Raw genomic sequence first — 12,589 nt, 5'->3', positions numbered from 1 at the left:
CGGGTGCGGTGACGGCCCCGCGGTTGGAAGATGGGGCGATGCTCGCGTCAATGGAGGCCGTCCGGCGGTTGATGGATCTGCGGCACCGCGGTCGCGCCGAGGATCTGCCGGGGGTTCTCGAGTCGGTTGCGCCGTTGCTCGATGCCGAGGTGGCGACCGTGCTGCTTGTCGATTACGGGCAGGTCGCGCTGCACCCGTTGCGGCGCGACGCGCTCGACGAGGCGGTGTCGTATCCGGTCGAGGACTCGCCGGCGGGCCGGGCGTTCACGACCGCGGAGCCGCAGTGGGTGGAGGGCACGCTGTGGATTCCGCTGTTGCACGGGGCGGAGCGGCTCGGGGTGCTGGAGTTGCGGGTCAAGGCCCGTCCGGCCGAGGAGGCGTTGCTGGATCTGGCGGTGATCGCGGCGTTGATCGCCGAGTTGATCGCGAGCCGGCGTTTCTACGGTGACGCGGTCGAGCACACCCGGCGGCGGATGCCGATGCAGTTGGCCGCCGAGATCATCTGGAATCAGTTGCCGCCGTTGACGTTCGCGGTCGACGGGACGATGGTGACCGCGGTGCTGGAGCCGTGTTACGAGGTGGGTGGGGATGCGTTCGACTATGCGGCCAACGGCGAGGTGCTGCATGTCGCGCTGTTCGACACGGTGGGGCACGGGATCGGTTCCAGTGCGCTGACGACACTGACGTTGAACACGTACCGTAATGCCCGTCGTTCCGGTCTTTCCCTGGTCGACACGTGTCGCTCGATCGACAAGTGGATCCGCGCTCAGTATCCGGGCTCGTTCGTGACCGCTCTGCTGGCCGAGCTCGACATTCCGACCGGTACGTATCGGCGGATCAGTGCCGGTCATCCGGCCGAGTTGTTCCTGCGTGACGGTCGGGCGCTGGCGCCGTTGCCGACGCCGAACACGTTGCCGCTGGGGCTCGGGCACATGCTCACCCGGCAACCGGGGGTGATCGAGCAGCAGTTGGTGCCGGGGGACACGCTGGTGCTCTACACCGACGGGATCACCGAGGCCCGGGACGCGTCGGGGGAGCTGTTCGGGGTCGATCGGCTCAGTGAGTTCCTGCTGGCCGGCCTGGCCGAGCGGATCCCGCCGCCGGAGATGATGCGCCGGCTGATCCAGGCGATCGTCTCGTACGAGGAGGGTGAGCTGCGCGACGACGCGACCGCGGCGATGCTCCGCTGGCAGGGGCACTGAGCTGGCTGATCGGAACCGGGTCCGGAAGCGGGGGCGGTAGCGGATCATAATAGGGGTGACCATCCTCAACCGGGTCAAACTGGGTTCGCGCCTGGCCACCGCCTTCTCGGTGGTCGTGGTGCTGCTGCTGATCGTGATGACCACCGCGCTGACCACGGCGAGGGATCAGGGCGACGCGGCCGATCGGATGGCCCGCGCGCAGCGTTTCGTCGAGCTGATGAAGGACGCCAAGTTCTCGTCGGCCGATTTCAACGGCTGGCAGACCGCGTACGCGTTCGATGCGCACCGCGGTGTCGCCGACGCGGCCGAGGACACCGGTGCGTCGCGCTCCTCGTTCCTCGCCTCGATGAAGACGTTCCAGGCGACGGTGGCGGCCGCGTCCGAGGCGGCGACGACGTCGGCCGAGCGTGACCAACTGGCGCAGCTGACGACCCTGGCCGACGATTTCATGACCGTGGACTCCCGGATCGCGCAGTTCTACCGCGCGGGCACCAATGCGGGCGTCAAGCAGGCCGATGCGCTGGTGATCGGTCAGGAGATCCAGACCTTCAAGCAGATCGGCACGACTCTCGACGAGGTCGTCACGGTCGCCGTCGCCGATTTCACGGCCGCGCGGGCCAGCGCCGACGCCGCCCAGACGTCCGGTTCCCGGCTGATCTGGATCGCCGGGTCGGCCGCGGCGGTCATCGCGATCCTGTTGGCGGTCGCGGTCACGCGGTCGGTGACCGGGCCGGTCGATCAGGTTCGGCGTCGGCTGGTCCTGCTGGCCGGGGGTGATCTGGCCACGCCGGTGGCGGTGGTCGGCCGGGACGAGATCGCGGCGATGGCCACGGCGTTGCGGCAGAGCCTGGACTCGCTGGGTGCGGCCATGCACACGATCGACGACTCGGCGGTGTCGCTGGCGGCGGCGGCCGAGCAGATGACCAACACGTCGGCTCAGATCGCGGCGTCGGCCGAGGAGTCGGCGGTGCAGGCGCAGGCGGTGGCCGGGGCGACCGGGCAGGTGTCGCTGAACGTGCAGACGGCGTCGGCCGGCAGTGAGGAGATGGGTGCCTCGATCCGTGAGATCGCCCATTCGACCACCGAGGCCAGTGCGGTGGTGTCGTCGGCGGTGGAGGCCGCGCAGGCGGCGAACACGACGATCGCGGCGCTGGGTCAGTCGTCGCGGGAGATCGGTGAGGTGGTCGAGGCGATCACGTCGATCGCCGAGCAGACCAACCTGCTGGCGTTGAACGCCACGATCGAGGCGGCTCGCGCCGGTGAGCTGGGCAAGGGTTTCGCCGTGGTGGCCGGCGAGGTGAAGGAGCTGGCGCAGGAGACGGCCCGGGCGACCGAGGACGTGACCCGCCGGGTCGACGCGATCCGTAACGGCACCGAGAAGGCGGTGTCGGCGATCGGGGAGATCGCGTCGATCATCGCGCGGGTCAGCGACTATCAGACGACGATCGCGTCGGCGGTCGAGGAGCAGACGTCGACGACGGCCGAGATGAACCGCAGCATCTCGGACACCGCCGTCAACGCCGAGCAGATCGCCGCGAACGTGGCCACCGTCGCCCTGGCGGCTCAGCAGACCACCGAGGGGGTCACGCAGGCGCAGCAGGCCACCGCCGAGCTGGCTCGGATGTCCAGTGACCTGCGCATCCTGGTGTCGAAGTTCCGTTACGCGAACTGAACCTGGGCCGGGGCGAGTCGCCCGGTCGTCGAGCCGTCGCCGAGCTGTCCGTTGGCGTTGTTACCCCAACACCAAAGGCTGGCATCCGTACGGGCGGAGCAGGTGTGATATCCGGTCGCGTGATCGTCGGTCCAGGTGGTGGCCGTGCCCACCCGGGTCGGGACTCCCCGGTTGACGGTGGTGCCGTCGCCCAGCTGGCCGGACATGTTGTTGCCCCAGCACCACAGGCTGCCGTCGGTGCGTGACGCGCACACCGTGTTGAAGCCGGCGTCGGCCCGGGTCCAGGTGGTCGTGGTGCCGACCTGGGCCGGGGCGGTCTGGTAGGTGGTGCCGGCGCCGAGCTGGCCGTATCCGTTGTCGCCCCAGCACCACAGGGTGCCGTCGGTGCGGTTGGCGCAGTTGAACGCGTAGCCGGCGGTCACCGAGGACCAGGTCGTCCCGGTGCCGACCTGCGCGGGGGCGGTGGAGGCGAGCCGGGTGCCGAGGCCGAGCTGGCCGTCGCCGTTGTCGCCCCAGCACCACAGGGTGTGGTCGGTGCGGGTGGCGCAGGTGTGCCCGAATCCGGCCGAGACGGTGGCCCAGGTGGTGCCCGTGCCGACCTGCCGGGGGGCGGTGGCCGTGTAGACGGTCGACGGGTCGGTGCCGAGCTGTCCGAGGCGGTTGAAGCCCCAGCACCAGAGCGTGCCGTCGGTGCGGACGGCGCAGGTGTGACTGTCTCCGGCGCTGACGTTGGCCCAGGTGGTGGCGGTTCCGACCCGTACGGGAGAAAGCTTGTTGGTGGTTGTCCCGTCGCCGAGTTGACCGCGGCTGTTGGCTCCCCAGCACCACAGGCTTCCGTCGGTGCGGGTGGCGCAGGTGTAGCTGGTGCCGGCGTCGGCGGCGGCCCAGGTGGTGACGTCGCCGATCCGGGTGGGTGTGGTGCGGCCGGTGGTGGTGCCGTCGCCGACCTGGCCGCTGTAGTTGCCGCCCCAGCACCACAGTGATCCGCTGCGGATCGCGCAGGTGTGTGAGTATCCGGCGCCTCCCGAGGCGGCCGTCGCCGGGCCGGTCAGGGCGAGCATTCCCAGGACTGCGGTGAATACCGCGGTGATGAGAGCTTTCACGCGTCAGTCTCCCTCGATCGTTGTGGGAGCGCTCCCACATCACCTTCCTATCATTGACGTCTGTAATTGGCCAGAAACAATTCTGTGTTGTAGCGTCCGCCGGGAGCGCTCCCATCCCGTGAAAGGGGCTCCCAATGAGACGTTCGCTCCTCGCCCTCCTCGCCCTCGGTGTCTTCGCCGCCGTCGGCCTCTTCCTCGCCGGGCCGGCCCAGGCCGACACCCGGATCTGTGAGCAGTACGGGACCACCACCGTCGGTGGTCGCTACACGGTGATGAACAACCGCTGGGGCACCAGCGCCGAGCAGTGCATCAACGTCACCGGCAGTGGGTTCTCGATCGCCAGCCAGCAGGGGACCGGCAGCACCAGCGGCGCGCCGGTGTCCTACCCGGCGATCTACTTCGGATGCCACTACGGCAACTGCTCGCCCGGCACCAACCTGCCGCTGCAGGTCAGCGCGATCAGCAGCGCCACCAGCAGCATCGGCTACACGTACGTCTCCGGCGCCACCTACGACGCGGCGTACGACATCTGGCTCGACCCGTCACCGAAGAAGACCGGGGTCAACGCCCAGGAGATCATGATCTGGTTCAACCGGCAGGGCTCGATCCAGCCGATCGGCTCCAAGGTCGCCACCGCCACCATCGGCGGCCGCAGCTGGGACGTCTGGCAGGGCAGCAACGGCTCCAACGCCGTGGTCTCCTACGTCGCGCCGTCACCGATCAGCAGCTGGAGCTTCAGCGTGCTCGACTTCGTCAACGACGTGAAGAACCGGGGCGCGATCACCAGCTCGTGGTACCTGACCAGCATCCAGGCCGGGTTCGAGCCGTGGATCGGCGGCGCCGGGCTGGCCGTCACCAGCTTCTCCGCCTCGGTCAACGGCGGCGGTGGAGGTGGGCCCACGACGAGCCCGTCGACACCCTCCACCGGGTCGTCGGCCTGCCGGGTCACCTACGGCACCAACGTCTGGAACAGCGGCTTCACCGCGACCGTGACCGTCGCCAACACCGGCAACACCGCGATCAACGGCTGGTCGCTCGGCTTCACGCTGCCCAGCGGGCAGTCGGTGACCGGCTCCTGGAACACCACGCTGAGCGGCACGTCCGGGGCGATCACGGCCCGCGACGCCGGCCACAACGGCAGCATCCCGGCCGGCGGTAGTACGTCGTTCGGTTTCCAGGGCACGTACGGCGGGTCGTTCGCGAGCCCGTCGGCGTTCACCCTCAACGGCACGGCCTGCACCACGGCCTGACCGGACCGCCCGGGCGGGGCTTCTCAGCCCCGCCCGGGTTGTGGTCAGCCGTCGTAGCTGGCCTGGTTCACCGCGAACACGTTGCGGTGACCGACCGGCTCCTGCAGCGACCACAGCAGATCCGGGTCGTCGGTGTCCTCCCAGTAGCTGATGCTCTCGCCGCCACTGACCCACGTGTAGGACGACGGGCCCGCGGCCGGCGTCCAGTAGTACAACTTCTTGTCGCCCGAGGAGTTGAACCACCAGCGGTCGTTGTGCGACGCCACACCGTTCAACTTGTACCAGGGCAGCTGCAGCGCCTCGGAAGCCGTCGTGCTGGCCGCGAACGTGGTCAGGCCGGACGCGAACGGGAAACGGATCGCCCGGGGCGCCCGGTTCGGGTACGCCGTGCAGCCGGAGCTGCAGGTGTACTCGGTCATCACGATGGACGGGTCGGCCCGGTCCAGCGAGATCGTCGACCAGGCCAGGGCCGTGCCCGACGTGGTCGCGGCCGTGATCGTGCCGACCTGCGGCAGCACGTACGCGTAGTTGTGCGCGTAGTACAGGCTGTCGCTCTGCCGGCCGATCTGGTCGGCGGTGCCGCCGGTGTCGGTCTGCAGGATCTTCGCCATGTTGAAGACCCGCATGCCGTGCCCGGTGTCGGCGACGTAGAGGTAGTCGCCGTACCACGACACGCCGCCGGCGTGCACCACGACGTCCTTGAAGCTCGGTGCGTCCGCGGTACCGGTCGGCTCGACCAGCAGGATCTTGCGGTACTTGTTCGGGTACGTCGCGTCCCAGTCGACCAGCGTGATCCGGCTGCGCGCCGAAGCGCCGTCACAGGCGTCCTCGGTGTACCAGCTGACCAGGATCAGCTGGTGCCCGTCGTAGTTGCCGCTGTTCGCCGTGCCCACGGCGTCGCGGCTGGTGGTGATGCCCTGCGGGAAGTTCTTGCAGTCGCTCACGTCGGCGTCGTCGAACTGGAAGCCGGTGCTGTACCCGGCCAGGCCCAGTGAATCGGTGATCGCCTGCCGGTCGTGGTTGGCGTTGTCCATCACCGTGGACACCTTCACCGACGGCAGCTTCGTCGCGAGCGCCGTGTTCAGGGTGTTGTACTTCGTGTAGTTCGCGCTGAGCGTGAACTGCGAGGCCGACAACGCGGTCGGCGCCGCGGCCGCGAGAGCCGGGCTACCGGCCAGCAGTCCGGTGGAGACAGTGAGGGTGAGCGCGGCGGTGGCCCGCAGCAGACGTGCAGGTATGGACATCCATATCCCCGTGACCTAGATCGATATCGAGCGGTCACAATACGCGAATATTGGATGAATATTGAAATCGGGTTCACGTTATTTTAAAGACCAGGCTTGCGCACGTACGGCGTCGTCGTGCCCAGCACGTGGAAACCGAGCCGCTGCAGGATCGGGCTGCTCTGATCCGACGCGTCCACCTGCAGGAACTCGTAACCGAGGTCGGCCGCGATCCGGGCCCGATGCGCCACCAGCGCGCGATAGATCCCGCGCCCCTGCCAGGCCGGCGCCGTGCCCCCGCCCCACAGACTCGCGAACGCGGTGCCCCGATTGAGCTCCATCCGCGCCCCGCACACCGGCTCGTCCCCGGCCATCGCCACGAACGCGCGCATGCCCTCCGGATCCTCGGCCAGCTGCGCCAGCACCTGCGCCCGCAGGTGACCGCTGGACTCACCGAACGCCTGCTCACTGGCCCGGAACATCAGATCCACCCCGGCCGCGTCGGTCACCGGCACCAGCCGCACCCCGTCCGGCGGCGCCACGTCCAGATCCAGCTCGGCGATCGACGCGACCACCAGCGTCTCCCGCTCCTCGGGCACGAAACCGGCCTCGATCAGGCGCTCCCCGAGATCGGCGGGCCGGTCGTGGCCGTAGAGCTTCCACTCCACCTCGACCCCGAGCCCGTCGAAGAACCCCACCTGCTCGGCGATCACCGCGTCGGCGTTGCCCTCGTCGAGATCCGACCACACCACGGCGTTCCAGTCCTCGGCCGCACCGACGTGCCGGACGACCCGCTCACCCCGCTCGACCCGGGTCGACGGCCCGATGGCCACGATCCCACGACGCATCTGCCGATCGAACAGATCCAGCACCTCTTCACGATTCACCCGACCACCCCAGCACCCCCGCTCCGCCCGGGCAACGGGTTTTCCGCCGCACCCAGCACCGACAGCAGCCGCAGCGCCTGCTCGGACGAGGACCCCGGCGCGGCCGTGTAGATGATCAGGCGCTGGTCGCGGTCGGTGAGGTCGAGGACGTCACAGTTGACGGTCAACGGGCCGACGACCGGGTGCTGGAAGGTCTTGCGGAGGGTGAGCTCCTCGGCGACGTCGTGCGAGGACCACAGGTCGCGGAACTCCCCGCTGCCGGCCAGCAGGTCGCGGATCAGGGCGGCCAGCTCCGGGTCGGCCGGGTAACGGGCGGTCGCGGCGCGCAGGCGGCGGGCCGCGGTGCGGGCGAACGCGGGGGCGTCGGACACGCCGTACAGCCGGAGGCCGGGTTGTTGCGGGCCCAGGAAGACCTTGCGGACCAGGTTGCGCTCCGGCCGGGCGACCAGTGAGAAATCCTCCAGCAGGGCGGCGGCCAGATCGTTCCAGGCGATCACCTCGAAACTGGCCGACACCACCGTGGCGGCGGCGTGCGGGAGGCGGGCGATCAGGTCGAGGATGCTCGGGCGGACCTCGCGCGACGGGCCGGACGGCGCCGGTGGCGGCTCGCCGGCCAGGTGGTGCAGGTGGACGCGTTCGGCGTCGGTGAGCCGCAGGGCCCGGGACAGCCCGGCCAGGATCTCGCGGGACGGGCGCGGGCCGCGGGCCTGCTCCAGGCGCGCGTAGTACTCGGTGGAGATGAACGCGAGCCGGGCGACCTCCTCGCGGCGCAGGCCCGGGGTGCGCCGGCGCGAACCCGCGGACAGGCCGGCGTCGGCCGGGCGCAGGCGCTCGCGCCGGCTGCGCAGGAAGGCGGCCAGGTCCCGTCGATCCATGCCCCCGATTGTGCCCGCCCCGGCCCGCCGCAGCCTGGTACGAACCGGTCCTGCCTGAGCGGCCGGGCGCGGCGCAGCCTTGGGCCCATGACCGAATTGCTGAAGAACAGGGTGGCCTTCGTCAGCGGGGCCGGGCGGGGGATCGGGGCGGCCGCGGCGCGACTGTTCGCCCGGGAGGGCGCCCGCGTGGTGCTCGCCGCACGGACCGAAGGGCAGCTCAAAGCCGTCACCGGGCAGATCCGGGCGGCGGGCGGCGACGCGTCGTACGTCGTCTGTGATCTTGCCGATCCGGCGGCGATCCGCGACGCGGTGAGTCAGGTGGTCGAGCGGCACGGGCGGCTCGACGTGGCCTTCAACAACGGGGCGACGATCACCGCGCCCGGCCCGGTCGACCAGGTCGCCGACGACGACTTCGACCGGCTCTACCGGGTGAACCTGCGCGGCGTCTGGGTGGCGATGTCGGCGCAGGTCGCGGCGATCCGGGCGACTGCCGGGACCGGTGCGATCGTGAACAACTCCAGCGTCGGGAGCCTGGCCGGCAACCCGGCGCTGCCGGCCTACGGTGCGATGAAACGGGCGGTGAACAGCCTCACCGAGTCGGCCGCGATCACGTTCGGGCCGGAGGGGATCCGGGTGAACGCGGTGGCGCCCGGCAACACCCGTACGGAAATGATCGAGACCTGGGAATCGGACTCGCCGGGCCTGACCGCCCGCCTGATCGCGGCGACGCCGCTGCGCCGGCAGGCCGAACCGGAGGAGATCGCGCAGGCCGCGGCCTGGCTGCTCAGCGACCGGGCGTCGTTCGTGACCGGGGTCGTGCTGCGGGTCGACGGGGGCGCCCGGGCATGATCGTGAAACCGGGCCGTGGCGTCCCGCATGAGCGTAGCGTCGCGTTGTGAGGTGGCATGGCCGGTTCGGGAGGCGGGCCGCCGATGCGGCGCGGGTCCGGCCGGTCTCTCGCCGCTCGCTGCTCGTCGTCCTGCTCGTCGCGGCGCTCGGCGTCTGCGGGACGCTGCTCGCCGCTGTCGCGCTGCGCGGGAGCGAGCATCGTTTCGTCGAGCGCGCCGCCGACCAGGAGGCGGCCTCGGCCGCCCAGGCGGTGGCCGACGGCGTACGCCGCTACAGTGACTACCTGACCAGCCTGGCCGCCGCCGTCGGGGCCCAGCAGCAGCTGGAGGCGGCCGAGTTCGAGGCGATCACGGCACCGGTGGGCCGCAAGATGCTGCCCGGCGTCGCCGGTGTCGCGCTGGTCGTGCCGACCACCACGGCCGAGATCCCGCGCGTGCAGCAGTACTGGCGGGACCGCGGGGTCAAAGGTCTGACCCTACGGCCGGCCCCGGGCTCGGGCGACCGCCACCTGTTCATCATCCTGGGCCGGTCGCCGGAGAGCATCCCGACGCCGCTGGGCATCGACGTGACGACCGTGCCGGCGGCCCGGGAGGCGATGCGTGCATCCGAGGCCGGCCGGGAGGTCGTCATCAGCGCGGCCTACGAGCTGCGCAAGGACCTGGTGCTGCCCCCGTCGAAGCGCCGGGCCGGGTTCGCGCTGGCGGTCGCCGTGCACGCCACCGCGCCGTCGCCGGACGCGGGCCGGCTGCGGGGCTGGCTGATGCTCGGCATGCGCAGCGACACGTTCCTCAGCGGCGCGCTCGGCCGGGCGACCGGTGGGGCGGCCGCGATCGACCTGTCCGACGGGCCGGTGCGGATCGCCCGCTGGCGGCCGTCGGCGCCGGTCGACCCCGAGCTGGACCCGCGGACGCTGAAGGTCGCCGTGCCCGGCCGCGACTGGCAGATGACCGCGTACCCGACGACGCGGCTGGTCGGTCAGCCCACGGTCCGGACCAGCGTGGTCGCCCTGATCATCGGGGCGGTGATCACGCTGCTGCTGACCGCGCTGACCGCGTCGATCGCCACCTCGCGGGACCGGGCCCGCCGCCGGGTCGAGGTCGCGACGGCCGCCCTGCAGGAGGACATCCGGCACCGCGAGGCGGTCGAGCAGCAGCTGCGCCGGCGGGAGGCCGAGCTCGTCGGTTTCGCCGGGGTGATCGCCCACGACCTGCGCAACCCGCTCGCCCGCATCGCCGGGTACACCGACTTCCTGCGCGAGGAGGCCACCCGCTACCTGCAGAGCGAACACCGCGACTACCTGGAGCGGGTGTACACCTGCGGGCAGCAGATGACCGTGCTCATCGACGACCTGCTCGACTACGCGACCGCCGACAACCGGCCGTTGCAGGCCCGGCCGGTGGACCTGCGGGCCCTGGTCGAGCAGGTGGCCTGCGACCGCCGGGAGTCCCCGCACGGGCGGCCGGCGACGATCGAGGTCGGCGCGCTGCCGTCGGTCGACGGGGATCCGACGCTGCTGCACCAGCTGTTCGACAACCTGATCGGGAACGCGATCAAGTACACGGCGCCGGACCGGACGCCTCGGGTGCGGATCAGCAGCCGCCCCGAGCCCGGCGACCGCTGGCGCATCGAGGTGTCCGACAACGGCATCGGCATCCCGGAGCGGCAGCGCGAGGCCATCTTCGACGCGTTCACCCGGGCCGACGGAAGCGAAAAATTCCCGGGTACGGGTCTGGGCCTGGCCATCGTCCACCGCATCGTCGAACGCCACCACGGGACGATCGGGGTCGGCGCGAGCGCGGACGGCGGCAGCTGCTTCTGGATCGTCCTGCCCGCCCACGCCCGGCTCACCGCCGCGTCGGGAGCGGCCTAGGCTCGTACCCGTGCGGGTGGCGTTCGCGAGCGACGACGAGAACGAGACGACCCGGGCGGTCGTGGCCGCCCTCGTCGACGGCGGTCACGAGGTGATCCGGCCGGGAAGTGCGCCGAGCTGGCCCGATCTGGGCCGGTTCGTCGGGCGGGCGGTCGTCGACGGGCGGGCCGACCTCGGCGTGGTCATGTGCTGGACCGGCACCGGGACGGCGATCGCGGCCAACAAGGTGCCGGGAGTGCGGGCGGCACTGGCCTGGGATCCGTGGATCGCCCGGGGCGCGCGCCTCTGGAACGACGCGAACGTCCTGGCCATGAGCCTCAAACGGCTCGCGCCGGACGTGGCCGTGGAGGTGCTGCAGGCGTTCCTGGACGTGACCGGGCCCGACCCGGACGAGGCCGCCAACATCGACGCCATCGAATGATGCGGTCCGTAGAGTTGGCCCATGGGTATCGACTTCGCCCCATCGGTCAGGTCGCGTCTAGGGATCGAGTGGGAAATAGCCTGCGTCGATCGCCGTAGCGGGGAACTCACCGCCGCGGCCCCGGAACTGCTCGCCAAGCTCGGCGTCGTGGACGGGTTTCCGCACGTCACGAACGAGCTGCTGACCAACACGGTGGAACTGGTGAGCGCGCCGCACCACCGGGCCCGCGACGCCGTGGCCGACCTCGTGCACCTCGTCGAGCGGGTCGCGGCGGTGGCCGAACCGATGGGGGTGGACCTCATCTCGTCCGGGACGCACCCGTTCAGCCAGTGGTTCCGCCAGCAGGTGACCCCGGGCAAGCCGCGCTACGACACGCTCATCGACCGGACCCAGTGGTGGGGACGGCAGATGATGATCTGGGGTGTGCACGTGCACGTGGCGGTCGACGACCGGCGCAAGGTGCTGCCGATCATCGGTGGGCTGCTCACGTACCTGCCACACTTCCAGGCGTTGAGCGCGTCCAGCCCGTTCTGGGCCGGGGAACGGACCGGGTACGCCTCCAACCGCGCCCTGATGTTCCAGCAGCTGCCCACGGCCGGGCTGCCGCCGCAACTCGCCGACTGGGCCGAGTACGAGTCGCTGGTCGGCGACCTGATGCGCACCGGCGTCATCGAGGAACTCAACGAGCTGCGCTGGGACATCCGGCCGTCGCCGAAGTGGGGCACGATCGAGGTCCGCACCTTCGACGGCATCTCCTCGGCGTGGGAGATCGTCGCGATCGCCGCGCTCACGCAATGCCTGGTCGAGTACTTCTCCCGGGAGCTCGACGCCGGGCGCGACGTGCCCCGGATGCAGCCGTGGTTCGTCCGGGAGAACAAGTGGCGGGCCGCCCGGTACGGCCTGGAGGCGATCATCATCCGCAACGCGGCCGGGGACGAACGCCTGGTCACCGACGATCTGGACGAGCTGCTGCCGCGGCTGGCGCCGGTCGCCGAGGCGCTCGACTGCGTGGCCGAGCTGGAGCGGCTGCGCGACATCGTGCACGGCGGGGCCAGCTATCAGCGTCAGCTGGAGGTGGCCGCGGCCCACCACGGGAGCCTCAAGGCCGTCGTGTCGTCGCTGGTCCGCGAGCTGCGCGACGGCTGTTGACGGCTGTTGACGGCTGTTGACGGCTTCCCTCGGTAACGAGGTGCTCAGTCCGTACCCAATCGTGTTTTGGATCTTGGAAAGCGCCGAA

Annotated in this window: 11 protein-coding genes; 7 read left to right on the top strand and 4 right to left on the bottom strand. The window is 70.7% G+C overall.

What is annotated here, in order from left to right; genetic code table 11:
• The first annotated feature begins 38 nt into the window (after nucleotides 1-38).
• Entirely contained in the window at nucleotides 39-1,202 is a 1,164-nt protein-coding gene (locus ACSHV8_RS19065; RefSeq protein WP_436534922.1) for a PP2C family protein-serine/threonine phosphatase, read from the top strand.
• A gap of 55 nt (nucleotides 1,203-1,257) precedes the next feature.
• On the top strand, nucleotides 1,258-2,874 hold the full coding sequence (locus ACSHV8_RS19060; RefSeq protein ID WP_436534920.1) for a methyl-accepting chemotaxis protein: 1,617 nt from the start codon (nucleotides 1,258-1,260) through the stop codon (nucleotides 2,872-2,874).
• Here the strand turns inward: ACSHV8_RS19060 and ACSHV8_RS19055 are convergent.
• Nucleotides 2,862-3,935: an RCC1 domain-containing protein gene (locus tag ACSHV8_RS19055; protein WP_436536826.1), complete on the bottom strand. Its 1,074-nt coding sequence runs from the start codon at nucleotides 3,933-3,935 to the stop codon at nucleotides 2,862-2,864. The genes ACSHV8_RS19060 and ACSHV8_RS19055 overlap by 13 nt on opposite strands.
• 176 nt (nucleotides 3,936-4,111) lie before the next feature.
• On the opposite strand from ACSHV8_RS19055, the gene ACSHV8_RS19050 reads away from it, so the two are divergent.
• Nucleotides 4,112-5,227, top strand: coding sequence for a GH12 family glycosyl hydrolase domain-containing protein (locus ACSHV8_RS19050; protein WP_436534918.1), 1,116 nt, complete (start codon nucleotides 4,112-4,114; stop codon nucleotides 5,225-5,227).
• Nucleotides 5,228-5,271: 44 nt separating this feature from the next.
• Here ACSHV8_RS19050 and ACSHV8_RS19045 read toward each other — a convergent pair whose 3' ends face one another.
• The 3 genes from ACSHV8_RS19045 to ACSHV8_RS19035 form a co-directional block, all read right to left on the bottom strand.
• Nucleotides 5,272-6,471 (bottom strand): hypothetical protein, encoded by a 1,200-nt coding sequence (locus ACSHV8_RS19045; RefSeq protein ID WP_436534916.1) that lies wholly within the window; start codon nucleotides 6,469-6,471, stop codon nucleotides 5,272-5,274.
• Nucleotides 6,472-6,554: 83 nt separating this feature from the next.
• Nucleotides 6,555-7,337 carry a GNAT family N-acetyltransferase gene (locus ACSHV8_RS19040; RefSeq protein WP_436534914.1) on the bottom strand — a complete coding sequence of 261 codons (783 nt, stop codon included), beginning with the start codon at nucleotides 7,335-7,337 and terminating at the stop codon, nucleotides 6,555-6,557.
• A complete protein-coding gene (locus ACSHV8_RS19035) occupies nucleotides 7,334-8,212 on the bottom strand; it encodes a helix-turn-helix transcriptional regulator (protein WP_436534912.1) in 879 nt (292 codons plus the stop codon). Before ACSHV8_RS19035 ends, ACSHV8_RS19040 begins: the two co-directional genes overlap by 4 nt.
• A gap of 87 nt (nucleotides 8,213-8,299) precedes the next feature.
• Here ACSHV8_RS19035 and ACSHV8_RS19030 point away from each other — a divergent pair, with 87 nt between their 5' ends.
• The 4 genes from ACSHV8_RS19030 to ACSHV8_RS19015 are packed head-to-tail and all read left to right on the top strand — an operon-like array spanning nucleotide 8,300 to nucleotide 12,501.
• On the top strand, nucleotides 8,300-9,061 hold the full coding sequence (locus ACSHV8_RS19030) for an SDR family NAD(P)-dependent oxidoreductase (RefSeq protein WP_436534910.1): 762 nt from the start codon (nucleotides 8,300-8,302) through the stop codon (nucleotides 9,059-9,061).
• Between the two features lie 46 nt (nucleotides 9,062-9,107).
• Nucleotides 9,108-10,931, top strand: coding sequence for a sensor histidine kinase (locus ACSHV8_RS19025; protein WP_436534908.1), 1,824 nt, complete (start codon nucleotides 9,108-9,110; stop codon nucleotides 10,929-10,931).
• Nucleotides 10,932-10,941: 10 nt separating this feature from the next.
• Nucleotides 10,942-11,352 carry an RpiB/LacA/LacB family sugar-phosphate isomerase gene (locus tag ACSHV8_RS19020; protein ID WP_436534906.1) on the top strand — a complete coding sequence of 137 codons (411 nt, stop codon included), beginning with the start codon at nucleotides 10,942-10,944 and terminating at the stop codon, nucleotides 11,350-11,352.
• 21 nt (nucleotides 11,353-11,373) lie between these two features.
• Nucleotides 11,374-12,501 (top strand): glutamate--cysteine ligase, encoded by a 1,128-nt coding sequence (locus ACSHV8_RS19015; protein WP_436534904.1) that lies wholly within the window; start codon nucleotides 11,374-11,376, stop codon nucleotides 12,499-12,501.
• The last annotated feature ends 88 nt before the right edge of the window (nucleotides 12,502-12,589 follow it).

This window comes from Actinoplanes sp. HUAS TT8 (assembly GCF_051380535.1).
In the GTDB taxonomy this organism is placed as follows: Bacteria; Actinomycetota; Actinomycetes; order Mycobacteriales; family Micromonosporaceae; genus Actinoplanes.
Note: the sequence above shows the minus strand (reverse complement) of the source record. Positions and strands in the feature narration are given on the sequence as shown.

Bases quoted from the DNA above. Each gene is read 5' to 3' on its own strand.
- ACSHV8_RS19015 (WP_436534904.1), top strand. From the start codon at position 11,374: ATGGGTATCGACTTCGCCCCATCGGTCAGGTCGCGTCTAGGGATCGAG.
- ACSHV8_RS19030 (WP_436534910.1), top strand. From the start codon at position 8,300: ATGACCGAATTGCTGAAGAACAGGGTGGCCTTCGTCAGCGGGGCCGGG.
- ACSHV8_RS19035 (WP_436534912.1), bottom strand. From the start codon at position 8,212: ATGGATCGACGGGACCTGGCCGCCTTCCTGCGCAGCCGGCGCGAGCGC.
- ACSHV8_RS19055 (WP_436536826.1), bottom strand. From the start codon at position 3,935: ATGCTCGCCCTGACCGGCCCGGCGACGGCCGCCTCGGGAGGCGCCGGA.
- ACSHV8_RS19045 (WP_436534916.1), bottom strand. From the start codon at position 6,471: ATGTCCATACCTGCACGTCTGCTGCGGGCCACCGCCGCGCTCACCCTC.
- ACSHV8_RS19050 (WP_436534918.1), top strand. From the start codon at position 4,112: ATGAGACGTTCGCTCCTCGCCCTCCTCGCCCTCGGTGTCTTCGCCGCC.
- ACSHV8_RS19065 (WP_436534922.1), top strand. From the start codon at position 39: ATGCTCGCGTCAATGGAGGCCGTCCGGCGGTTGATGGATCTGCGGCAC.